Origin of the sequence: Dyadobacter crusticola DSM 16708 (assembly GCF_000701505.1) — a bacterium.
In the GTDB taxonomy this organism is placed as follows: domain Bacteria; phylum Bacteroidota; class Bacteroidia; order Cytophagales; family Spirosomataceae; genus Dyadobacter; species Dyadobacter crusticola.
On sequence record NZ_JNJB01000004.1, the window covers coordinates 256,703 to 279,212 of the forward strand.

The 22,510-nt window shown below is 45.8% G+C and carries 21 protein-coding genes; 16 read left to right on the forward strand and 5 right to left on the reverse strand.

Annotation, left to right across the window (positions count from 1 at the left end):
* Positions 1-29: 29 nt before the first annotated feature.
* Positions 30-839, forward strand: a complete 810-nt coding sequence (locus Q369_RS0104645) for a T9SS type A sorting domain-containing protein (RefSeq protein WP_157488046.1) — start codon at positions 30-32, stop codon at positions 837-839.
* A 76-nt stretch (positions 840-915) separates the two neighbouring features.
* Here Q369_RS0104645 and Q369_RS0104650 read toward each other — a convergent pair whose 3' ends face one another.
* Both Q369_RS0104650 and bshA read right to left on the reverse strand, forming a co-directional pair.
* Positions 916-1,170, reverse strand: a complete 255-nt coding sequence (locus tag Q369_RS0104650) for a DUF4834 family protein (RefSeq protein ID WP_031526643.1) — start codon at positions 1,168-1,170, stop codon at positions 916-918.
* 137 nt (positions 1,171-1,307) lie between these two features.
* Positions 1,308-2,447, reverse strand: coding sequence for an N-acetyl-alpha-D-glucosaminyl L-malate synthase BshA (bshA, locus tag Q369_RS0104655; protein ID WP_031526644.1), 1,140 nt, complete (start codon positions 2,445-2,447; stop codon positions 1,308-1,310).
* A 179-nt stretch (positions 2,448-2,626) separates the two neighbouring features.
* On the opposite strand from bshA, the gene Q369_RS0104660 reads away from it, so the two are divergent.
* The 7 genes from Q369_RS0104660 to Q369_RS0104690 all read left to right on the forward strand — a co-directional run bounded on the left by Q369_RS0104660 (position 2,627) and on the right by Q369_RS0104690 (position 8,787).
* A complete protein-coding gene (locus Q369_RS0104660) occupies positions 2,627-3,508 on the forward strand; it encodes a geranylgeranylglycerol-phosphate geranylgeranyltransferase (protein ID WP_035332989.1) in 882 nt (293 codons plus the stop codon).
* 99 nt (positions 3,509-3,607) lie between these two features.
* Positions 3,608-4,303, forward strand: coding sequence for a TapB family protein (locus Q369_RS0104665; protein WP_031526646.1), 696 nt, complete (start codon positions 3,608-3,610; stop codon positions 4,301-4,303).
* Between the two features lie 120 nt (positions 4,304-4,423).
* Positions 4,424-4,993 (forward strand): phosphoribosylglycinamide formyltransferase, encoded by a 570-nt coding sequence (gene purN / locus Q369_RS0104670; RefSeq protein ID WP_031526647.1) that lies wholly within the window; start codon positions 4,424-4,426, stop codon positions 4,991-4,993.
* A gap of 8 nt (positions 4,994-5,001) precedes the next feature.
* Complete coding sequence (locus tag Q369_RS0104675; protein WP_031526648.1) at positions 5,002-5,925, forward strand: EamA family transporter; 924 nt, start codon at positions 5,002-5,004, stop codon at positions 5,923-5,925.
* A gap of 273 nt (positions 5,926-6,198) precedes the next feature.
* Positions 6,199-6,840: a porin family protein gene (locus Q369_RS0104680; protein ID WP_031526649.1), complete on the forward strand. Its 642-nt coding sequence runs from the start codon at positions 6,199-6,201 to the stop codon at positions 6,838-6,840.
* 186 nt (positions 6,841-7,026) lie between these two features.
* Entirely contained in the window at positions 7,027-7,425 is a 399-nt protein-coding gene (locus tag Q369_RS0104685) for a DoxX family protein (RefSeq protein ID WP_051663917.1), read from the forward strand.
* A gap of 33 nt (positions 7,426-7,458) precedes the next feature.
* Positions 7,459-8,787, forward strand: coding sequence for a DEAD/DEAH box helicase (locus Q369_RS0104690; RefSeq protein WP_031526651.1), 1,329 nt, complete (start codon positions 7,459-7,461; stop codon positions 8,785-8,787).
* Between the two features lie 290 nt (positions 8,788-9,077).
* Here Q369_RS0104690 and hemA read toward each other — a convergent pair whose 3' ends face one another.
* Positions 9,078-10,337, reverse strand: a complete 1,260-nt coding sequence (hemA, locus tag Q369_RS0104695) for a glutamyl-tRNA reductase (RefSeq protein WP_031526652.1) — start codon at positions 10,335-10,337, stop codon at positions 9,078-9,080.
* A 271-nt stretch (positions 10,338-10,608) separates the two neighbouring features.
* Here hemA and Q369_RS0104700 point away from each other — a divergent pair, with 271 nt between their 5' ends.
* Positions 10,609-11,892 (forward strand): sensor histidine kinase, encoded by a 1,284-nt coding sequence (locus Q369_RS0104700; protein ID WP_031526653.1) that lies wholly within the window; start codon positions 10,609-10,611, stop codon positions 11,890-11,892.
* Between the two features lie 35 nt (positions 11,893-11,927).
* Here the strand turns inward: Q369_RS0104700 and Q369_RS0104705 are convergent, their stop codons facing one another.
* Positions 11,928-12,485: a hypothetical protein gene (locus tag Q369_RS0104705; protein ID WP_031526654.1), complete on the reverse strand. Its 558-nt coding sequence runs from the start codon at positions 12,483-12,485 to the stop codon at positions 11,928-11,930.
* 49 nt (positions 12,486-12,534) lie between these two features.
* Between Q369_RS0104705 and Q369_RS0104710 the strand changes: the two genes are divergently transcribed.
* From Q369_RS0104710 to gloA2, 5 genes are all read left to right on the forward strand, one after another.
* A complete protein-coding gene (locus Q369_RS0104710; RefSeq protein WP_031526655.1) occupies positions 12,535-13,590 on the forward strand; it encodes a LuxE/PaaK family acyltransferase in 1,056 nt (351 codons plus the stop codon).
* A 233-nt stretch (positions 13,591-13,823) separates the two neighbouring features.
* Positions 13,824-14,447: a gluconate 2-dehydrogenase subunit 3 family protein gene (locus Q369_RS0104715; protein ID WP_031526656.1), complete on the forward strand. Its 624-nt coding sequence runs from the start codon at positions 13,824-13,826 to the stop codon at positions 14,445-14,447.
* A gap of 61 nt (positions 14,448-14,508) precedes the next feature.
* On the forward strand, positions 14,509-16,227 hold the full coding sequence (locus Q369_RS0104720) for a GMC family oxidoreductase (RefSeq protein WP_031526657.1): 1,719 nt from the start codon (positions 14,509-14,511) through the stop codon (positions 16,225-16,227).
* An 83-nt stretch (positions 16,228-16,310) separates the two neighbouring features.
* Complete coding sequence (locus Q369_RS0104725; protein ID WP_262485480.1) at positions 16,311-17,501, forward strand: acyltransferase family protein; 1,191 nt, start codon at positions 16,311-16,313, stop codon at positions 17,499-17,501.
* A gap of 41 nt (positions 17,502-17,542) precedes the next feature.
* Complete coding sequence (gene gloA2 / locus Q369_RS0104730; protein ID WP_031526659.1) at positions 17,543-17,932, forward strand: SMU1112c/YaeR family gloxylase I-like metalloprotein; 390 nt, start codon at positions 17,543-17,545, stop codon at positions 17,930-17,932.
* 3 nt (positions 17,933-17,935) lie between these two features.
* Here gloA2 and Q369_RS0104735 read toward each other — a convergent pair whose 3' ends face one another.
* Positions 17,936-18,445: a hypothetical protein gene (locus Q369_RS0104735; protein WP_229206731.1), complete on the reverse strand. Its 510-nt coding sequence runs from the start codon at positions 18,443-18,445 to the stop codon at positions 17,936-17,938.
* A 325-nt stretch (positions 18,446-18,770) separates the two neighbouring features.
* Here Q369_RS0104735 and Q369_RS0104740 point away from each other — a divergent pair, with 325 nt between their 5' ends.
* On the forward strand, positions 18,771-21,062 hold the full coding sequence (locus tag Q369_RS0104740) for a peptidylprolyl isomerase (protein ID WP_031526661.1): 2,292 nt from the start codon (positions 18,771-18,773) through the stop codon (positions 21,060-21,062).
* Positions 21,063-21,134: 72 nt separating this feature from the next.
* Positions 21,135-22,508 (forward strand): peptidylprolyl isomerase, encoded by a 1,374-nt coding sequence (locus tag Q369_RS0104745; protein WP_205624301.1) that lies wholly within the window; start codon positions 21,135-21,137, stop codon positions 22,506-22,508.
* Positions 22,509-22,510 lie beyond the last annotated feature (2 nt).

The window sequence follows — 22,510 nt, forward strand, 5'->3', positions numbered from 1 at the left end:
ATCACATTCAGATCAATTCTTATCATGGCGTGCAGAGCAATCTGCGCGCCATTTTTTGTTTATGGAAGTCGCTGGACCAACTACATTTTATAGCGGAAATACCGGCGGTTTTGGCGAGCAATGTAATGACGGTGCAGATATCGGATACAACAGGCAAGAATTTCCGCCCCGTTGCTACAATTGCCAACACGAACCCGCTCAAAGCGGTATTGCCAACTGACCTGGTTGCAAACGGACAATACAGATTGCGTGTGGCTGCAAGCGACGCGGGAACATCCAGCGGCGCTTACGAGTATGCATTGGTGGCCGGACTCAAAGCCAAAGCCCGCTTTGCTTCCGAGTCGGTTATTTTTGATGGAAAAACAAATCCGAGAATCACGGTTCTCCTGGAAGGCGGCGGGCCGTGGACTTATCAATGGGGAACAGATCTGCTGATCAACACGCGGCAGAGTTACAACCCAACCGACGTGATCGAGCTGTTCCAGGCTTCGCCTAACCAGTATTATCGTCTGTTCAGGGTTTCCAATTACTGCGGGTTGGGCACCATAGAAAGCCCGGGAACAGTGCGGGTAGAAATGGTAACCGCTGCGGAGCCGGCACTTACATTCAAAGTAACCGTCGCTCCCAACCCAGCTCAGGAAATGCTCCATGTTACATTTGACAATGCAGCTGCATTGAAGCAAATCAATTTATACGATCTGAATGGAAGGGTTCTGCGGCACTTGGTGTCACGTAAGACGGCCGAAGAAATCAACATAGCTGCGCTGCAAAGTGGTATTTATATACTTGTGGTAGAATCAAAGGGAAGAAAAAGCACATTCAAGATCGTAAAGCATTAAGCATCTTCGCTTTCCTTACAAAACAAAAAACCGGCGCTTCGCAGTGCCGGTTTTGTATTTTCAAAATCATCTTAAATTATTTCACCTCTTCATAATCGACATATTCGCCGCCCTGAAATCTTGAAGATTGGTTTGCATCAGGTGGTACATTGTCTACTCTTACGCCACCCTTTGTTTTTTGTTGCTGTTGCTTTTGATGCGCCCGGAAGATTCTTTCCTGCTCTTTTACCAACTTTCTTCCTACAAGTAAATGGAAAATGAAGTTTCTAAAAAAAGGAACAAATGCCAGTAGCAGCAGGAATATGAGAATTATATTAAATACCAGTTTCATTTTTCAAAAGTTTTCTTCTCTGTATAACGCAAACCTAAGTAAAATAGCACACTAATATAGGGAAAATCCTAACGAATGCAGGCTTACGCCTGCGGAAAGGTCGGTAACTGGTATAAACGGGCTCCTGTTTCCGGACTTCAAATCGCAACCGCTTTGCTGCTTTCCACTACCTTTTCGTAATAGGATTCGTAGTGTGGTAGGATCTTCGCAACATCAAATTCCTTTGCACGGGCGAGCGCATTGGCTTTAAATGTTGGTAAATTATCATCGTTCAAAATGTATGCCGCGTGTTTCACCATATCATCCACATCGCCAACATTACTCAGGAAGCCGGTTACACCGTGCAGGTTCAGCTCCGGCAATCCGCCTGCATTGGAAGTGATCAAAGGCACTTCACAAGCGAGGGCTTCCAATGCAGCCAGACCGAAACTTTCGGATTCAGACGGCATTAAAAACAAATCTGCTACCGACAATACTTCTTCAATCGCATCCAGCTTACCCAGGAAACGGATATCCGAGAGCATATCCAGGTCTTTGCAAAGCCGTTCAATACGGGCACGGTCTGGGCCGTCGCCAACGAGCAGCAACTTGCTTGGCAGCAGCTTCCGCAATTTTTCAAAAATCATAATCACATCGTCAATCCGCTTCACCTTCCGGAAATTGGATGTGTGGACGATCAGCTTTTCATTATTCGGACAAATTGCCAGTTTGAAATGATCTTTCTTTTGTCTGTTAAAACGATCCAGATCAATGAAGTTAGGAATTACCTCAATGTCTTTTGTAATGGCGAAATGACTGTAAGTATCACGTCTCAGAGATTCTGAAACAGCTGTAATTCCGTCCGACTGGTTGATACTGAAAGTAACTACCGGCTCGTAAGATTCGTCTTTGCCGACCAATGTGATATCAGTACCGTGTAAAGTTGTGATCACCGGAATGTGGATTCCCTGCTGGGCGAGTATCTGCTTGGCGAGGTAAGCCGAGGATGCGTGTGGGATTGCGTAATGTACATGCAGGAGATCTAGGCCTGCATTCTGTACCACGTGAACCATTTCACTCGATAGTGCCGACTCGTAAGGCGGGTATTGAAACAATGGATAAGCGGGTATATTTACTTCGTGATAATAGAGGTTCTCATTGAAGAAATCGAGTCTTTGTGGTTGAGAATATGTGATAAAATGAACCTGGTGGCCGGCTTTCGCTAGCGCCTTACCAAGTTCGGTAGCTACCACACCACTTCCTCCGAAGGTTGGATAGCATACGATACCGATTTTCATAATGTTAGTAGAAAAGTTATTAACCCCCTAGCCTAAGTTATCGCCGGGCAGGTTTTCATTTCAGCTAACAACAAATCGGTGTTTTTTATCCCACAAATGGATAAAGAAGTTAAGAATTGTCGTTAATGCTTTAAAATGATAATTTTATCGCCTAAACCTTCTTTTCAGCGTTAACCTGCATAAATGTGTCGGTCAGGTCCAAAATTAGATTACGGGATTACATTGCAGGAAGTGCGCGGCTGGTCCGCTTCACTAATCTGGTTATTGTTGCGCTTACCCAATACCTGACAAGGATTTTATTAATTGGCCCCAGAAGTGAATGGAGGTCCATTATAGCTGATCCTGATCTTTTCCTGCTGTCTCTTTCGACAGTTTGCATTGCCGCCGCCGGCTATATCATCAATGATTACTTCGACATTAAAATAGATATCGTCAACAAACCCGAGCGCGTGGTGGTGGGGCGGTACCTCAAAAGGCGTTGGGCAATCGGAGCGCACCAGATTCTGAATGTGCTCGGCGCGGTGCTCGGACTGGCAGTTAGTCCATACATTTTTCTGATTAATGTATTTTCGATCACGCTGCTATGGTTTTATTCCGAGCGTTTTAAGCGGGCGCCATTTATCGGTAACTTCATAGTTTCACTGCTCACAGCGATGTCGCTCCTCATCCTGACGGTACATTTTCCTGCAAACCGCCACCTGGTGCTGATTTATTCTGTTTTCTCGTTCTTTATATCGCTCGTCAGAGAAGTAGTGAAGGATATGGAAGATATTAAGGGAGATGAAGCGCACGGCTGCCGCACCCTGCCGATTATCTGGGGCATCCCACGGACCAGGAACTTCCTGTATACGGTTTTGATCTTTTTTGTTTTCACCCTCTTTACCATGGCGAGGGTACTGAATAACAGTTTGCTCGTTTTGCTGTTTATACTGCTTCTACTGCCGATTCTTTATCTCGGATTCAAACTGTCGCGGGCGGATACACGCAAGGATTTCAGGGAAATCAGCAGCTTATGCAAGATCATCATGCTGCTTGGATTGTTAACGATGATCTGGGCGTAGCGCCCTTTTAATCAATATTCTGAAAGCCTGCATCCTTGCAGCTTGCGGGAGAGTATATTTAAGTATTCGTTATTAATCAAATCGTTATAACCGAAAACTATGAAAACGTACTTATTACTCGCATGCTGCCTCATCGCGTCATTTATCCTCCCTGTCTCGGCACAGGACTGCGCGGGATTTACATTAAAAGAAGGCTCAGGATTTGAAATGGACAACTTCGATGCGAAAGGCAAGCCGATTGGCAAAATCATCTATAAGATTGCGAAAGTGAGCAAAGATGGTGCATTCACTGTTTTCAGCATCGATATGGAATCTTTCAATAACAAAGGGAAGTCGGAGCTGAAAAACACTTATCAAATGAAATGCGACGGAAATGCGATGGTATTGGATGCCAGTGCGCTAGTGAGTCAGGAGCAAATGAAATCTTTCGAGGGAATGGAAATGAAATTTACTTACGATAACATTGAGTATCCTTCCAAATACAACATCGGCGACAAATGGAAAGATGCTTCGGTAAAAGGAGAAGCCAAATCAGGTGCAATGCCGGTTACTTTTAATATGGGTATCAAAAACAGAACGGTGATCGGCCAGGAGAAGCTGACTGTACCCGCAGGTACCTTTGATGCTTACAAGATTAATGCGGATATGAATGTACAAATGGTCATGGGCTTTCCGATCAAAGTGGATATGCAGACCGTCTCTTACCGGACTCCAAGTGTGATCTGGGATTTGAAAACAGAAACTTACAGAAAAGGAAAACTAATGGGACACAGCGAGTTGACCAAAATATACTAACTTTTTCACAACTGGTCTTTGTAAAGAGCGGCTTTCGGAACTTTCGTTAGCCGTTCTTTTTTAGTTTTGTCCCGGCGATCCCGCTTTGATCTCATCGATATTCACCTTTAATCTTACCTAATGAAAAGAATAGCCATTTTTGCCTCCGGCTCGGGGACTAATGCCGAGAAGATCAGCGAATACTTCTCGGAAAGAGAAGATGTTGAAGTTTCTTTGATCTTCACCAACAATCCGATGGCCGGGGTGATAAAACGGGCATGCAACTTACAGATTCCAGTTGTTTTCTTCGACAAAAGAACCTTTTACCAAACCGGTAAAATACCTCAGATACTTGAAAACGAGCGCATTGATCTTGTGGTACTCGCGGGATTTATGATGCTGGTACCTGCAATGCTCGTGAATGCATTCCCCAATAAAATCATTAACATTCACCCCGCCTTGCTCCCCAAGTATGGCGGCAAGGGTATGTACGGAGAGTTTGTGCATGAAGCTGTGGTAAATGCAGGCGAGCTGCAATCGGGCATTACCATTCATTATGTGAATGAAAATTATGACGAAGGCGACATCATTTTTCAGGCAACCTGCGACGTAGCGCCTACCGATACTGCTGAGGATGTCGCCGCGAAAGTACATGTGCTTGAATACGAACATTACCCAAGAGTGATAGACGAACTGCTGGCACGTCAATAAGATCAGGAATGCTCTACTTCATACTTGCGGTGATTTTCACCGTGGCTCTTTACCTGATCATGCGCGCATTTCCGAAGTACCAGGTGGACTCTTTTCACGCGGTGGTTTTCAATTACTACTCCTGCGTGATCACCGGCCTGTTACTCACGCCCGATCTTGCCGCATTCGGGCAAATTGAATGGGGTTCACAGGGTACATTGCTTACACTTGCATTGGGTACGATGTTCGTAACTGCATTCATGCTCATTGGGTTAACTGCTCAAAAAGTCAGTGTCACTGCTACCTCCCTGGCGGGTAATATGTCACTGGTAATCCCGGTACTGTTTGGTCTTTTTGTTTTTAAAAACAATAACAAGGATTTCACTGCGATCAACTATGCGGGCTTGCTGGTCGCACTTGCAGCACTCACTTTGGGCGCCATTCAGGGAACGGGCAAGAAGGAAGATACGAGAACAACAGCAAGTGAAAGTACCGGAAGCACTGCTGGTCTGTGGCTGCTGCCCGTACTTACTTTCCTGGCTTCGGGCACCAACAACACGCTTATTAATTACCTGTCGGCACGCTACTACGAGCCTGGGCAAACCACCGTTTTCATGATTATCGCCTGCACGGGTGCGATGCTGATCGGCACTTCCATTCTCATTTACCGGTCGGTTTTGTACAAACAGCGGCTACACCTCAGGAGCGTTGCAGGAGGTTTGATCCTGGGTGTGCCTAATTTCTTGTCGCTCTACTTTCTCCTGCTTGCATTGGCTTCGTTCGGCAACAGCGCGGCATTTGTTTTCCCGATCTACAACATTCTCAGTATGCTGGTGTCTTCGGCTGCCGCTTGGCTGATTTACCGGGAAAGACTCAATTCCCTGAACAAATGGGGGCTTGTTCTGGCGGTAATTGCCATCTTGATGATCTCCTACCAGGAATTAAATCTCTGAGCAGCACCGATCTTTGAACCCATGCTCCGCTCTTTTACTTACTTCAAAAGCCGGGCTGTAACTCAAATCATAACTTCTACCAACGCAGTTGAGGGATACGTATACACTTGTAGATGAATTTCCCCGCTCAGGGACTTCTTTTTTCTAATATAATTATACAAATACCATCTTTTAGTAGACAATGTAGCTATTTAGCTACTAAAAGCGTGCATCTGAGCATTTGGTACACATTTTTCAACTTTACCGCTGTATTGCTTTTCAAAACACATTCATATGAAAAATTGTATTATTCTGCTACTGGCTGCATTCATTTGTACCCAACAGGCACAAGCTCAGGAAAACGTTTCTATCGGACCCATGGCAGGAGTTTCCATTGCTAACCTTCGCGGTGATATATCAAACACAAACTGGAAACCCGGCCTGACTATTGGTGGTTTTTACAATTACAGTTCTAAAACTGGATTTGGTTTTAGCGGGCAGTTGCTTTTCACACAACTTGGTGCGCAGACGGACAGCAAGCGCAACGAAATTAATCTTAACTACATTCAAGCTCCATTGCTGGCAACTTTCTTCTTTGGAAAGTACGGCGACGTAGTAAGACCGAAAATTTTCCTGGGCCCTACCCTCAATTTCATGACCTCGGCCCGTGACAAAAACGGAAACAATATCAATGGTGATTCCAATAACCGGAATTACAGCGTCTTCGACCTGGGTGGTGCAGTAGGCGCAGGACTTAACATCAGATTGGCAGAAAAAATCTGGCTGAACTTTGACGCACGCTATGGATTCGGACTACTGGATATCACCAGGCTGGACAATTCAAACATAAAAAACAATAACTGGGGCATTAATGCCGGCCTGAGTTTCCCGTTGGGAACTTACGACAGGAACACTGGTCGCCTGAGAACCCGGTAAGCACACTGATTCGATAGTAAGCACACTATTATCACGTAAAAAGCACACTATTTTAGAAGGAATAAGGGCAACTCAGCTGAGTCTGCCCTTTATTTGTTTATCAGCGCCGATGTGAGCACACCTTCCCGAATCGGGATACCCGGAGAAAAGTGGTACCACGGAAAACGCCGCCTAACTTTGATATATATGAGAGTCAGGAACTTCTCCCTTTACGTCATGGCCTTAGTTTACATCTTTGCCGGTGTCCTGCATTTTGTTAAAGCAGAGCTGTTCCTCGGCATCGTTCCGGACTTCCTGCCAGCACCACTCGCGATCGTGTACATCAGCGGTATTTGTGAAATCGCATTCGGGACAATGCTTTTGAATGCGACAACACGAAATGCGGCTGCCTGGCTGATTATTCTGTTGCTGATTGCTGTTTTCCCGGCCAACATCAAAATGGCAACGGACTACTATCATCAACAAAACAGTCATTTGTGGATCGCATTACTGCGGCTTCCGCTGCAATTTGTACTGATCTGGTGGGCCTGGCGGTATACAAACCGAGGCAGTGTAACTGCTAATCCGCCGCATAACACAGATTAAGGCGTAACTTTGCAGTTCAATTTGAATTGCATGATGACATTTGAAGATTTAAACCTCACAAAGCCGCTATTAAAGGCAGTTGCTGATGCGGGCTATACCACTCCTACAACCATTCAGCACAAGGTATTTCCCGTGATGATGTCCGGAAAAGACGTTTGTGGCATCGCGCAGACAGGTACCGGAAAAACGGTTGCTTATCTGCTACCCACACTTCGCCAGATTGAGTATTCCAAAGACAGACTGCCGCAGCTGCTGATACTGGTACCTACCAGGGAGCTCGTGGTGCAGGTAGTGGAAGAAGTGAAGAAATTAAGCGCTTACCTCACCCTTGAAGTTGTGGGCGTTTACGGAGGCGGGAATATCAAAGTACAAATGGCAGAACTGCACAATGGGGCAGATGTGGTGGTTGCTACGCCGGGGCGCTTGTTTGACCTTGCGTTGAATGGCGCTCTTAAAACTAAGAATATTAAAAAGCTCGTCATCGACGAAGTTGATGAAATGCTGAACCTGGGTTTTCGCACGCAGCTCAAAAATATTCTGGACCTGTTGCCGCAAAGGAGGCAGAATCTTCTTTTCTCCGCGACATTGTCGCCGGATGTGGAGCAGCTCATGGAAACATACTTCAACAGTCCTGTCCGCGTGGAAGCTGCTCCCGCAGGTACTCCGCTGGATAATATCGAACAGCAAGCCTACGAAGTTCCCAACTTTTACACAAAAGTAAACCTGCTGGATCTGCTGCTGGAAGAGCACGAGGAAATGAGCAAGGTTCTGATTTTTGTCGCGACAAAAAAGCTGGCTGATCAGCTTTACGGACAACTTGAATTGGGATATCTGAATAAAATCGGGGTTATCCATTCGAATAAGGAGCAAAATCACCGCTTTAATACAATGCGGCAATTTCATGAGGGTAATTACCGCATCCTGATCGCAACAGACATTGTCGCGCGCGGAATTGACGTGGCCGAGGTGTCGCACGTCTTTAATTTTGATATTCCCGAAGCTCCTGAAAACTACATTCACCGGATCGGAAGAACAGGACGTGCTGACAGAAAAGGTGTTGCTATCTCATTCATCTCTGAGCGTGAAAAGCCGTTTCAGGAGGAAATAGAAGCTTTGATGGAGTTCAAGATACCAATGCTTCCGCTGCCGGAAAAACTCAAAATTTCGGAGATACTGACTCCTGATGAAGAGCCCAAGGTTTTCATGAAGGACATTCTTGTTAAAAATCCGAGAAACGAGAATGTTGGACCGGCATTCCATGAAAAGCTTGCGAAGAACAAGAAGGTGAACGTCCGCCGCGATCACGCAAAAGAGAAAATGCAGAAATATGGTCGCCCGATTAAGCGGTCAGGAAAAAAGTGAAAAAAATCCAAAAATTTTTTCTCCTCAATGATCTACAGAATAATCCTTGTCGTAAATAGTTGTGAATTGACTGGAATGAGCTGTTGAATGTGTGTGGGATTCTGGTTAAATCACTCAAATTGCTGACAATGCTGTACTGAACAGCGGATCAAAGGATACAATTAATTATTGTGGAGGGTAAGGTAATACATAGAGAGGGTGACAGTGTCACCCTCTCTTTATTTTAGGCCAGCAAACAAAAAAACTCCCGGACGAAGGTTCCGGGAGTTTTTTGTTTGCCAGATATAGGATCAATGATCCGATTTCACTTTTTCGAGATTAAAGAGGTCATTCAGCACGTCGATCAGCGTTTCGGCTTCGCCTCTTTTGCAAGCAGCCTTTAATTGGAGTACCGGCAGCTTTAAGATTTTCTGCATCATACTGGATGTAATCCTTTCCACTTTTTCCAGTTCCGAATCGCTCAAACTTTTAGTAAAACGCGTTAGTTCTTCTTTCCTGATCTGCTCCAATGCACCTTTCAGCTTTTGAATAGTAGGAGAAACAACCATTTCGCGTGACCAGTCGTTGAACTCGATTACTGCCTCATCGATGATCTCCCGGACGTGTGGCACAGCAGACAGGCGGCGGTGCAAAGCTTCGTCCGCTTTGGAACGGATTGAATCAATGGTATAGAGCATTACACCGGGAATCTCTTCTACTTCCGGGGAAACGCTTCTTGGAACTGAAAGATCAATGAAATATTTGAATGACATGCCGCGCAAACGGACCATCATTTCTTTTGTAAAAAACGGCTCGTTACGTGAAATTGAGGAGACGATGATGTCCGCTCTCGAAATTTCAGCTTCTATGTCCGAAAAATCTGCAACCCTGAAACCCAGTTCGCTACCCAATGCTTCGGCTCTACTTCTGGTCCGGTTTACCAATGTGATATCAGGGTCCTTGCTCTGAGCCAGGTTCCTGCAAACGTCTGTTCCGATCTCACCCAAACCCACAACCAGTATCTTCGGATTAGGCATTAAACCTTCCAGCATTTCAACAGCTGCATAGGAAACCGAAGCTGCTCCGTCCCGGAAGAAAGTCTCCTGCGCTACACGTTTGTTTGCAAAAAAGATCGTGTGAAGTAACCTGTGTAAAAACGGCCCTGCCATATTCAGGTCGGCAGACCATTGATATGCGTGCTTGATCTGGTTCGGGATTTGCATATCCCCTACTACCTGCGATTGTAAGCCGGTAGCAACCTGAAATAAATGATAAACTGCCTGCTCTCCGTCGGAAAAACTTTCAAAATAAGATTTGAAAATTTCAGTATCAGTAATTCCTTTTTCAATCAGAAGGAGCTTGATAATGTCCTCATTCAGATCGGTTTGGGAAGAATAATAAATTTCGGTGCGGTTACAGGTGGAGACAGCCAAGACGTCGGAAACATCGAAGAAATCCTTTAGACGAAGCATGATACTCTTCGCTTCCGCCTCGTTCAGTGCCAGCTGTTCCCTAATAGCGAGAGGAGCGTTCCGATGTGATAAACTTATTAATTTGAACTGATTATACATCACTTTGTCTAATTCAATACACAAAAGTACGGCGCAAAACTTCAATTGAAAAACGAAAGGATCGCCGACAGTTTATTTAGAAAGTATTTAAATAATTGCCTGAAATCTTATGCAAGTAACCCCGGTTTCCAGGCAAAAAACATGATTAAAATCAGCTTTTCAACTGACTCAGAGGCGTAACATTGCGGCCGATGAATCCACTAAGCTTGATTATTTTGCGTTATTTGTACACCACAACATAAATATCCGGCTGCGCGTGCCCGATCACTGAATGATCAGTCCAAATATCAAGAAAAAACCCCGTTTCCGGCTGCATCCCTCAGCTATACTGAACAGTCAGCGACTTAGGCGGTCCCTGATGGATACGTACGATCAAAAGAGCACATACAAATACCTGATCGGCGTCATATTGTTGGTTTTGAGCATCAGTTCTTTGTTTTACACCAATGAACTGGTGGAAGAACTTGAACAGCGCGAAGAGCGTGAGGTGCAACTTTATGCAGAAGCATTGAGGTACGTGGTAAACAGTCCGCTGGACGAAAATTTCAATGTAGTTTATCAGGTTATCCAGGATGCTGTCAACTTTTACCAGATCCCCGCCATTTATCTGGACGAGAACAACCTGACTTCGCCAGACCGCACCATGAATATCGACTTCCCCAAAAACATGAGCTTGCGGGAGCGGGAAAGGATTATTCAGGACAAGCTGAGCGTCATGAAACTCGAACACCCTCCCATTCCCGTCGAACTTGGGAAAGGGCGCACCGGCTACATTTATTACAGTAACTCTTTTTTGCTGACGCAGCTGCGTTATTACCCATTTTTACAGCTTTCTGTCATGCTGCTGATCGGCTATCTCGCCTATCTGGCATTCAGCTCGGCGAGAAAAGCGGAGCAGAACCGCGTTTGGGTTGGACTAGCGAAAGAAACGGCACATCAGCTGGGAACGCCGCTGTCGTCGCTGATGGCCTGGGTAGAGTACTTCAGGAGCGATCCGTCGATTGATCCTTCCATTGCGGAAGAAATTGAAAAGGATGTGATCAGGCTGGAAATGATTACGACGCGCTTCTCGAACATTGGATCTGTTCCCACATTGAAAGACGAGCCGATTGCGGAAATTGTTTCCAACTTCGTCAACTATCTCGAAAAAAGGGTTTCTTCCAAGGTAAAATTCACGGTAGACAACCAGCTTGCGAAGGAGCAAACTGCGCTTTTAAACAAAAACCTGTTTGAATGGGTTGTGGAAAATATTTGCAAGAATGCAGTGGATGCAATGGGCGGGATCGGGGAAATCAATGTGAGCCTGCAGGCTCCGCCTAATAATAACGAAATTTGGATTGATATCGCCGATACCGGCAAAGGAATGAGCAAAGCGAATATGAGCAAGATTTTCAATCCGGGATTCAGTACAAAAAAACGTGGCTGGGGATTAGGATTAACACTTGCCAAACGCATCATTGAAAACTATCACTCGGGTAAGCTTTTCGTGAAAAGTTCCGAGATAGGCAAGGGAACTACATTCCGTATCATATTAAACGCCAGCATCATCGAGTAAGCCGGCGTTTGTAATCAAGATATCGTGTCTGATCTCTATCGGTAAACCGGAACGGTTACTGCATCTTCCGGTTTAATTTCCAGCTGGTTACTAATGTGGAAAGCGCGATCAATGATCCTTACTTTGAAGCGTACCTTCGTCGGCAATGCGCTTCCAAGATAGCGAAAAGGTATTCTGAGATCCAGCTTACCTTTAATCGGGCCCGGCTTTCCATCTGGTTTCAATAGTGGGAAGAATTTGAAACTATCTCCTTCCATAACCGTCTCGGACCAGCTGCTGTCCCTGTTCTGCACCATTGTCACAAGCTCGTAATTGGCAGGCATTCCCCAGCCCGGTACCTTCACGTAGGCCGAGGTGAAATCGGTTTTCTGCACGTCGTCGGAAGATGCACCCAAATCGCCGTCGCCATCTTCGAAGTCCACGGTTATGGTTACAACCTCGGTTTTCTGCTCCCTTCCGGACACAGTGTCGATCTGCGTGTCCTGGGTTATCCCGTTAAAATAAATGACCGGGGTATCGTTAAAGTCAGGTATTTCAACGCAGCCGGCAAACCAAACAGCAAGTAAGAGGAACAGGGAAACTTTCAGTTTCATATTACTTCAATTTTTAACTTTGTACTTGTATCCTACGAAAGTAACAGTATTGGAAATTCAAAACAATAAAACGGTTGCCGAAATCAGGCATGGTCTGAGACAACAAATTCTGCATTTGAAACCCTCAGATTTTGAGCAGCTTGCGTTGCAGGTATTCCGTTACCAGGCACTTTACAATCCTGTTTACAGCCAGTACGTCAAGCTACTGAACATTCGCGTTGACGAGGTAAATGAGCTGACCAAAATCCCATTCCTGCCCATCCAATTTTTTAAGACACACATTGTCCGCACAGGGTTGGTATCCGAAGCAAAGATTACGTTTCAAAGCAGTGGTACCACCGGTCAGCAGACAAGCCGCCATGCATTGTACGACGAGGAACTTTACAAAGTTGTGTCTGAACAAATTTTTCAGGATAACTATCGTGACCTGAACCAGTTCCACATCCTCGCCCTGTTACCATCATACCTTGAACGAAACAATTCTTCGCTCGTGTATATGATGCAACATTTTATTGAGAAAAGCGGCTCACCTTACTCCGGATTTTACCTGAACAATATAGCAGAAATGCTGCAAGTACTTCGAAATCTGATCAATGCAGAAGATAAGAAACGCATTCTCCTGCTCGGAGTAACATTCGCGCTGCTGGATCTGGCGGAGGGTAGCTTCGACCTTCAATTTATAGGAAAAAGCGATAAAGTAATCGTCATGGACACCGGAGGGATGAAAGGCCGGCGCCGTGAAATGCTGCGGGAGGAAGTGCACGATGTACTTAAGCGAGGTTTTGCCGTTGACAACATTCATTCTGAATATGGAATGACCGAGCTGCTTTCGCAAGGGTATTCAAGTGGTAACGGCTCCTTTGAACCCGGGCGCACGATGCGCATTCTGCTCAGGGATATCAACGACCCTTTTGCTATTTATGATCACAATGTAGGGATTTCGAAAACCGGCGGTATCAATGTTATTGACCTTGCGAATCTGGATACCTGCTCTTTCATTGAAACACAGGATTTGGGGCGGTTTGAGGAGTCAGCAGGCAGGTTTAATGTAATGGGACGATTTGACAATTCTGATATCCGCGGCTGCAATTTAATGGTACTTTAAACCGTTTTTATCAGGCATTTAATCGTTTCGGCTCTTCACTGGAAAGTTTAATTGTTTTTTAATCGCACTAAAAACAGTGTAAATCAGTATTCTACCAGCCTGTTTTGCAATATAGAATTGTTCTAACAAGCTTGATTTTAGAATATTTCCTAATTTAGTCGGATTGTTTAAAATTGCATTAATCAAATGTATTATTACATTTTGGATTGTTAACTCACATTTAAGTAAATCAAATGAATAGACGTGATGCCCTTAGCCGGGTGGCGCTCCTGATGGGTGGAACACTCTCGGCTCCAACCCTGATAGCTTTTCTCGAAGGATGTAAATCGGCCAACGAAACTTCTTCTGCACTTACTTTTCCGTTTTCTCCCGACAGGCAGGCACTCGTGTCTGAAGTTGCTGAAATAATCATTCCTAAAACTGATACTCCGGGTGCAAAGGACGCGAAAGTGGGCGAATTCATCGAAAAAATGCTGAAAGACTGCTACGCTGCAAATGATCAGGAAAGCTTCAATAAAGGTCTTGAACAATTAGAAAAGAAAGACTTCATGAAAGCTTCCCCTGCAGAGCAAACTGCGATCCTGACTGAAATGGAGAAGTCTGCCAAAGAAGAGCTCGCAGCTGCTGACAAGAAAGCCGATGAAAGAACCCCGGAAGAGAAGAAGAAATACACGGAAGCAGGCAAGGAGTATAGTGATGCAGGTGTACCATTCTTCCGGCTTATGAAAGAACTCACCTTACTAGGCTACTTCACGTCCGAGCCGGGCGCAACAATGGCGCTGGAATACGTGGCGGTGCCAGGAAGATATGACGGCTGCATTGATCTAAAACCCGGACAGAAGAACTGGGCAATGTAATCCAAGGAAAATGAATACAGGCACGCGTGCCTTTTCCAAAATTTGATATTGACATATTCACATGAATCTAAACTTAAAAGCAACAAAGCAGGCCACATATGATGCCATAGTGGTAGGCTCGGGAATAAGCGGCGGATGGGCAGCAAAGGAACTGACAGAGAAAGGATTGAAGGTTGTGATGCTGGAAAGAGGCCGGGATATTAAACATATTACAGATTACAAAACTGCCACGCTTGCTCCCTGGGAACTGGAACACCGCGGCAGGGTAACTACCGTAGCAAAAGAAGAGTACTGGGCCGGAATGAGGACAGGCTACACAGCCAACGAAGAGCACCGGTACCTTTTTGAAAACGATAAAGAAAACCCGTACGAAGAAACACGCAAGTTCGACTGGATCCGTGCATACCACGTGGGGGGCCGCTCGCTATTGTGGGGCCGTCAAAGCTACCGCCTCAATCCAATGGATTTTGAAGCAAATGCAAAAGACGGTATCTCCGTTGACTGGCCAATCCGCTACTCGGATATAGCTCCGTGGTATGATTACGTAGAGAAATTCGCAGGGATCAGCGGTGCTCGGGATGGACTGGATGTATTGCCGGACGGAAACTTCCTGCCGCCCATGCAAATGAACTGTGTTGAAAAACACGTAAAAGGCGAGGTGGAGAAGAAATTTGCGGGGCGCCACATCATCATGGGCCGCGCTGCGCACCTTACCCAGCCTCAGAACTTCCACACAGAGCTTGGCCGGGCCGCATGCCAGTTCCGGAACATGTGTATGCGTGGCTGTCCTTACGGAGCTTATTTCAGTACGCAGTCGGCTACTCTACCTGCTGCACAGAAAACGGGTAACCTTACCCTGATACCTGACTCCATTGTTTCGGAGGTGATTTTTGATGACAAGCTGGGCAAAGTTACCGGTGTGAGGGTAATCGATCAGAATACCCTTGAAACCAAAGAATACTTCGCCAAGATCATATTTTTGAATGCTTCTGCGATTGCCTCGGCTTCCATTTTGATGAACTCCAAATCAAAACGTTTCCCGAATGGACTTGGGAACGAAAGCGACCAGCTGGGGAGGAATATCATGGACCACCACCTTGCCGTGGGCGCGCGCGGAGATATGCCGGGCTTTGAGGACAAATACTACTTCGGTCGCCGGGCAAACGGAATTTACATTCCACGCTACCGGAACTGGGGAGACGATAAACGTGATTACATCAGGGGCTTCGGTTATCAGGGAGGCGCTAGCCGCGAGAGCTGGGGCCGTGGCGTGAATACGGATGGCTTCGGTGCTGATTTCAAAAAGAGCTTATCAGAACCGGGCGCTTGGAGCATGAACCTCGGAGGATTTGGAGAAATGATCCCGAATGAAAAGAACAGGTTCACATTGCACCCGACCAAAAAAGACAAATGGGGACTTCCAATTATTGTTTTTGACGCAGCATACGGAGAGAACGAATCCAAAATGCGCAAAGATATGATGAACGACGCTGCCGAAATGCTGGAAGCAGCCGGCTTGAAGAACGTTGTTCCTTACAACGATGAATCAAAGCACCCGGGAATCGGAATTCATGAAATGGGAACTGCGAGAATGGGTAACGATCCGAAAACCTCGGTACTCAACAAGCATAACCAGATCTGGGGTGCAGAAAACGTATATGTTACCGACGGCGCATTTATGACATCGGCTTCTTGCGTGAACCCGTCGCTTACTTACATGGCGATGACCGCGAGAGCTGCCGATCATGCAGTGAAGGAGTTGAAGAAAATGAATGTATAACAAGTGGTTTCTTGTTGTGAAAACCCCGCCAGGTAAATCCAGCGGGGTTTTTTCTTTATATTTCAACCCTAATCCCTTATGTCTTGAAAGATTCTCCAATTGCACCAATACAGCGGGTCTCGTCGGTTGACGCTTACCGTGGCTTTGTGATGTTCCTGATGATGGCCGAAGTGCTGCGCTTGGAACAAATCTCGGAAGCATTTCCTCAAAGTGGCTTTTGGTCGTTTCTCGCATTTCACCAGAGCCACGTTCCCTGGGTCGGCTGTTCATTGCACGATTTGATCCAGCCCTCCTTTTCATTTCTGGTAGGAGTGGCGCTACCCTACTCCATTGCAAGTCGCGCAAGCAGGGAGCAAAGCACTTCGGTCATGTGGTACCACACCATTCGCCGCTCACTGATCCTGATCCTGTTAGGGATTTTCCTGCGCTCCATGCATGCAGACCAGACGAACTTCACTTTTGAAGACACGTTAACACAGATTGGTCTTGGTTATCCATTCCTTTTTGCACTCGCATTCACCACCGAGCGCATTCAATGGGCTGCTCTGGGCGCGATCCTGCTTCTTTATTTTCTCGCTTTTGCATTATATCCCGTACCTGGCCCCGGGTTCGATTGGGCTGAGACAGGAACCACTGCTGATTGGGAACATCATCTGAAAGGCTTTGCAGCGCACTGGAACAAAAACACAAATTTTGCCTGGGACTTCGACCGCTGGTTCATGAACCTGTTCCCGCGGGAAAAAGCATTTCGCTACAATGGAGGCGGCTACAGTACTTTGAGCTTTATACCAACACTCGGAACAATGATACTAGGTCTGGTAGCAGGAAAATGGCTTAAATCTGCTCCTTCCGCAAGCTGGTTTATTAAAAAATGTATTGTAGGTGGCATTGTCCTGCTTGTGCTTGCATTGGTCCTGAACTTCGGTGGTATCAATCCCATTGTGAAAAGAATCTGGACACCTTCCTGGACTTTGTTCAGCGGCGGCTGGTGCTTTTTGCTGCTGGCTGCATTCTACTATATTGTTGATGTAAAAAACAACAGCTCCAAATTCTTGTTCTTACTCGTAATCGGAACGAATTCAATCGCTGCTTACATTCTCGCACATACTATTGATAGCTTTATCGATCAATCTTTCAGGATCCATATCAGTCCAAATTACGATTCGCTGTTTGGCGAAGGACTAAGATCGCTTGTGAGCGGGACGGTAATCCTGCTCTTTGAGTGGTGGATATTATACTGGATGTACAAAAAGAAGCTCTTTATTAAGATCTAATATTTCAATTTTAACTATCAAACCGCATTCCCAGCGCTGTTATGCTTCAATTACAGGCAATACACCATATCGCAATCATTTGCTCGGATTATGAGCGATCCAAAAAGTTTTACACTGACATTCTCGGATTTAAAATCGAGCGTGAAGTGCTGCGGGCTGAGCGGCAATCCTACAAGCTCGATTTATCACTGAACGGCGAGTACTGCATTGAGCTGTTTTCATTTCCTGAGCCTCCGAAGCGACCATCCCGTCCAGAGTCGACGGGACTGAGGCATATTGCTTTCGCAGTAGAAAATGTAGAAGCTGCTATTGAAGCGTTGAATGGGAAAGGAATTTTTCCTGAGCCGGTAAGAACAGATGAATTTACCGGCAGGAAGTTTACATTTTTCGCAGATCCTGATGATCTGCCGATTGAGTTGTATGAAGCGTAAAAATTACGCAGCAGCAGTGTAAGATACCGGCTTTCTGGCGGTACTGCTTACTTCTAGTTTGCACAAGACCTCATAAAATTCAGAGATCCGGCTCAGGTGCTCATCTAGAACCTGTACCGCTTCTGTATCACGGTCAAGGTGCGAGCGAAGTGATTTGTACAGCTGCAAGGTCGCAGATTCAATTTTTTTAAGGCAGCTTGCTACTTCGCAGGGCGCTTTTGCATTTTCCAAAGATTGCAGCGAAGCAAGAGATGCAATCTGGTTGGTATCGCCAAGTTCTTTGTCCGTCAGGAAGCATTTGAAATAATCATAAATGGCCCGGATCTCCTTCTGAAACAGTACAGCACTCACGTGCCCCTGGCTCAGCAGCTTACGAAAATTCCCCATGCTGTCTTTCTTCAATGCTTCCAAATAAAGCAGCTCCCTGTTTTTCTGTTCATTCCATAATGCTCTGATTATCGGAACGAAGTTATTGTCCCCAACATTCTCCATAACGCCCTGTAATTTAACCATTCCTAAATTGCATAAAATGTGTGCCTGAAAACGTTTGCAAATGGGTATATGTAGTTATACAAACAACAATTCCAGCCTAAGTGCAAAATGGCGAATAAATAAACTTTTTTAATAATTCAGGTACACCAAAACAGGCAAGTTACCTGGGGTGAATTCGCCATATCCTTACAAGTGTGGCGTGGAAATGGAATGGAACAAATCACATACCGCACCCCGATATTTTTGTCGTGAGCTGAAAGCGGCTAACTTTGCCCGCTTTACAATATTTGAATGCGAATCAGGTTTTATAAAACGGCGACATCCGCAGATTACGAATCATCAGAATATGCTTAGAGCGACTTCCTATATTATCATAACCTCCATTTTTACAATACTTTCCTGTAAAACCTCCAATCCGCCAAAACAAACAACAGTTCAGGATCAGCCTTTGCTGAAAATAGGCGACGAACAATTTTCTCTCGACGAATACCAGGATGCTTACAACAAAAATCTGTACGCTTCCGACTCCACCAAAGAACTAACTCCGAAAGAATACCTGGCACTCTATACGGACGCCAAGATCAAAGTTTTGGAAGCGAAGAAGGAAGGCCGGGACACCGTGCAGGACTATAAAGAACAAATTGCATCCTACCGTGACCAGCTTGCCAAGAATCACCTGGTTGATAAAGAACTGGTAGAGAAGCTGACTAACGAAGCCTATACACGCCTGAAACAGGAAGTCCGCGCGTCGCACATCCTGATCGCCGTTCCCGAAGATGCCGCTCCTGCGGATACGCTCGAAGCTTACCGGGCTGCTATCGCATTGAGAGGCCGTCTCGAAGAAGGTACCGACTTCGGAGATATGGCTGCGCGGTTTTCAAAAGATCCTTCGGCTAAGAAAAACAAGGGTGACCTGGGCTACTTTACCGCATTCCAGACCTTGTACCCCATTGAAACGGCAGCCTACAATCTTTCTGTTGGCCGGGTTTCACAACCGGTCCGCACTAAAGCAGGTTACCACCTGATCAAGGTAACAGACAAACGCGCGAACCGCGGCATGATCCGGATCGCGCATATAATGACCCAGGCAGATACAACAGCCAGCGCAACCCAGAAACAGTTAGCTAAAACGCGCATTGAAGAAGCCTACAAACTTTTGCAGGAAGGCGAACAGTGGCAGGATGTGGTTGAGAACTATTCGGATGATAAACAATCCAAAAGAAACAATGGTCTTCTTCCTATGTTCGGGATCGGAGAAATGGTACCGGAGATCGAAGAAGCTGCATTTGCACTCAGCCGCTCAAACGAATATTCCAAGCCAATACAAACAATGTACGGCTGGCACATTATCAGACTGATTGAGAAAAGACCGATAGAAACACTCGCCGTTATGGCGCCTTCGCTCCGCAAAAAAGTAGTGACTGACTCCCGCGGAAAGTTGATCGAGGCGGCAAATGCGAGACGTTTGAGAGAGAAGTACGCTGTTCAGGAATTCCCGGATCAGTGGAAAGAAGTAGCTTCCTTGCAGGATAGCAGTATCTTGACGGGCCAATGGGACTACCTCAGGGCAGTGAGCAAAGACTGGTCGACTACTACTTTGTTTACGATTGAGCAGCAGCCTTACGATGCATTATCGTTTTTGGACTATATCAAAAAGCGTCAGGTACGCAAGCCGAAAGGCGCATCGGTAGCTGTGACTTTCAGGAGATACTATACGGATTACGTGTCTGAATGCCTGACCGAATACGAGAAAGCACATCTGGAAGAGACAAACCCGGAGTTCAGAAGTTTGATGAACGAGATCAGGGAAGGTGTACTGCTTTCCCAGATGATGGAAGAAAATGTTTGGCAAAGATCGCTTTCGGATTCAACGGGGCAAATGCGTTTTTACGAACAAAACAAGTCACGCTACAACTATCCTGACCGCGCATTGGCTACAATCATCTCTGCCAAAGACACGCAAACGGTCAATGCGATCCGCAGGACACTCGCCGTAAGTCCCTACAAACTCGAAAGAAAATCCCCCGAAATACTATTCCAGGCCGGATCTTCAAAAATAGAAGATCAGGAAACTGCCGCTTTGCAGGAGCTTGCGATTATCATGCAGAAAAACCCTGATTATGTGGTCGAGATTGCAGGTTACCGCTCCTCTGAGGAATCTGAAGTGACTTCTGCTGCCCGGATCAGGAATGTTATTAAGTATCTGAATACACAAAACATCCCCATTCTGCGTATCATAGAAAAAGACTACGGTTCTTTCAGACAAGCTGCCGAAACAGAGCGGAACCGAAGGGTTGCATTTCAGTTTTATAGTCAGTCTGTGAAAGATGTCGAAAAAGTATATAATTCTGATGCTCAGGCTTCCGTTACCATTGAAGACGGCTATTTTACCCGCGACAATAAGCTTCTGACCAAAGTGAAATGGGAAGCCGGCGAGCAAACCCGCCAGGATCAAAATGCTGTTACCTGGGTTAATATCCGGAAAATCGAGCCTGCGAGACCAAAAACATTCGCAGAGGCACGCGGAAGCGTGATCAACGATTACCAGAAAGAGCTGGAAAAGCAATGGGTTTCAAGACTTCAGCAGCAATTTCCGGTGAAAGTCAATGCAGAAGAATTAGATAAAATTAAGCGTTAAGCGTATTTTAGCATTTACAAAAACATATTACATTAAAAAACCCGCACGTATCCGACAGGAACAATTAAGCATATGAAAATAAATAAATTGATTGCCACTCAGCTGCTCATGGTCCTTGCGCTGTTTATTAGTTTGAAAAGCAACGGGCAAGGTCAGCAGGGAGTGAGCCTCGATAAGATCATAGCGAGAGTCGACAATCACTACATCCTCAACTCGGAGCTGGAAGATATGTACAACCAGTACAAAGCCGAGGGCCGCACTGCTCCGGAAAAATGTCAGTTGCTCGAATCATTGATCATCAACAAAATGCTGCTTGCCAAAGCGGAGATCGACTCGGTTTTGGTGGATGATAAGGAAGTAGATGGCGAGCTGGACGCGAAAATGGGTTACATGATCCAGCGTTTCGGTTCAGAAAAAAATATCGTTGAAGCTTACGGAAAAAGCATCGACAACCTGAAAAACGAGCTTCGCCAGCAGGTGAAGGAACAAAAGGTAGTTGAAAAGATGCAGCGCACGATTTCAGGTAATGTAAAAATCACTCCTAATGAAGTTCGCAAGTTCTTCAACTCCATACCCAAAGACAGTCTTCCCTACATTCCCTCGGAAGTTGAAATCGGGCATATCGTGAAACTGGGAACGGTAACACGGGAACAAAAAGACAAACTGCGCCAGCAGTTGGTAGAGCTGAAACAACGTGCCGAAAAAGGCGAAGACTTTGCTACATTGGCGCAGATCTATTCGGAGGACTTGGGATCGGCGAAAAACGGTGGTGACCTTGGTTTTGCCAAGCGCGGCGCGATGGTACCGGAATTTGAAGGTGCAGCCCTGGCGCTTAAACCCGGCGAAATGTCTGAGCCGATTGAATCACAGTATGGTTTTCACCTGATCAAAATGGTTGAAACGCGCGGTGCAGAATATCGGGCGCGACACATTCTGTTACGCCCTGATTATAACAAAGGAACAGATATGTCGCAGGCGATCCGCTCGCTGGACAGCCTTAGAAACCTGATCCAGATTGATACATTGAAATTCGCAAAAGCGGCACTGGACAATTCTGACGATAAAATGAGTGCTGAATCCGGCGGTTTGATTCAGGACAGAAACACAGGTTTATCCAAACTGACACTAGATGCTTCAATGGACCCGGCTTTGTATTTCGCCATCGATACCATGAAAGTAGGCGATCTGAGTAAGCCGGTATCCTACCGTACGGAAGATGGCAGCAGCGCAATGCGTATTATTTGGTACAAGAGCAAGTCGGAGCCGCATACTGCCAACCTGCGCGACGACTATGAAAAGCTGGCACAGATTGTATTGAGCAACAAGCGGAACAATGCACTTGAAGAATGGTTTACAAAAGCCCAGGGTGATGTATTTATCAGCATTGAGCCGGAATATAAAAATTGTAAAGTGCTTGGACTCGCGGCAGGCGGTGATGATCTTTAGCA

Excerpts from the sequence above, each read along its gene's own strand:
- Q369_RS0104700 (WP_031526653.1), top strand. The coding sequence starts at position 10,609 with ATGATCAGTCCAAATATCAAGAAAAAACCCCGTTTCCGGCTGCATCCC.
- Q369_RS0104740 (WP_031526661.1), top strand. The coding sequence starts at position 18,771 with ATGCTTAGAGCGACTTCCTATATTATCATAACCTCCATTTTTACAATA.
- Q369_RS0104735 (WP_229206731.1), bottom strand. The coding sequence starts at position 18,445 with ATGGTTAAATTACAGGGCGTTATGGAGAATGTTGGGGACAATAACTTC.
- Q369_RS0104685 (WP_051663917.1), top strand. The coding sequence starts at position 7,027 with ATGAGAGTCAGGAACTTCTCCCTTTACGTCATGGCCTTAGTTTACATC.
- Q369_RS0104720 (WP_031526657.1), top strand. The coding sequence starts at position 14,509 with ATGAATCTAAACTTAAAAGCAACAAAGCAGGCCACATATGATGCCATA.
- Q369_RS0104675 (WP_031526648.1), top strand. The coding sequence starts at position 5,002 with ATGCTCTACTTCATACTTGCGGTGATTTTCACCGTGGCTCTTTACCTG.
- Q369_RS0104665 (WP_031526646.1), top strand. The coding sequence starts at position 3,608 with ATGAAAACGTACTTATTACTCGCATGCTGCCTCATCGCGTCATTTATC.
- Q369_RS0104680 (WP_031526649.1), top strand. The coding sequence starts at position 6,199 with ATGAAAAATTGTATTATTCTGCTACTGGCTGCATTCATTTGTACCCAA.
- bshA (WP_031526644.1), bottom strand. The coding sequence starts at position 2,447 with ATGAAAATCGGTATCGTATGCTATCCAACCTTCGGAGGAAGTGGTGTG.
- Q369_RS0104650 (WP_031526643.1), bottom strand. The coding sequence starts at position 1,170 with ATGAAACTGGTATTTAATATAATTCTCATATTCCTGCTGCTACTGGCA.
- gloA2 (WP_031526659.1), top strand. The coding sequence starts at position 17,543 with ATGCTTCAATTACAGGCAATACACCATATCGCAATCATTTGCTCGGAT.
- Q369_RS0104745 (WP_205624301.1), top strand. The coding sequence starts at position 21,135 with ATGAAAATAAATAAATTGATTGCCACTCAGCTGCTCATGGTCCTTGCG.
- hemA (WP_031526652.1), bottom strand. The coding sequence starts at position 10,337 with ATGTATAATCAGTTCAAATTAATAAGTTTATCACATCGGAACGCTCCT.
- Q369_RS0104705 (WP_031526654.1), bottom strand. The coding sequence starts at position 12,485 with ATGAAACTGAAAGTTTCCCTGTTCCTCTTACTTGCTGTTTGGTTTGCC.
- purN (WP_031526647.1), top strand. The coding sequence starts at position 4,424 with ATGAAAAGAATAGCCATTTTTGCCTCCGGCTCGGGGACTAATGCCGAG.
- Q369_RS0104690 (WP_031526651.1), top strand. The coding sequence starts at position 7,459 with ATGACATTTGAAGATTTAAACCTCACAAAGCCGCTATTAAAGGCAGTT.
- Q369_RS0104715 (WP_031526656.1), top strand. The coding sequence starts at position 13,824 with ATGAATAGACGTGATGCCCTTAGCCGGGTGGCGCTCCTGATGGGTGGA.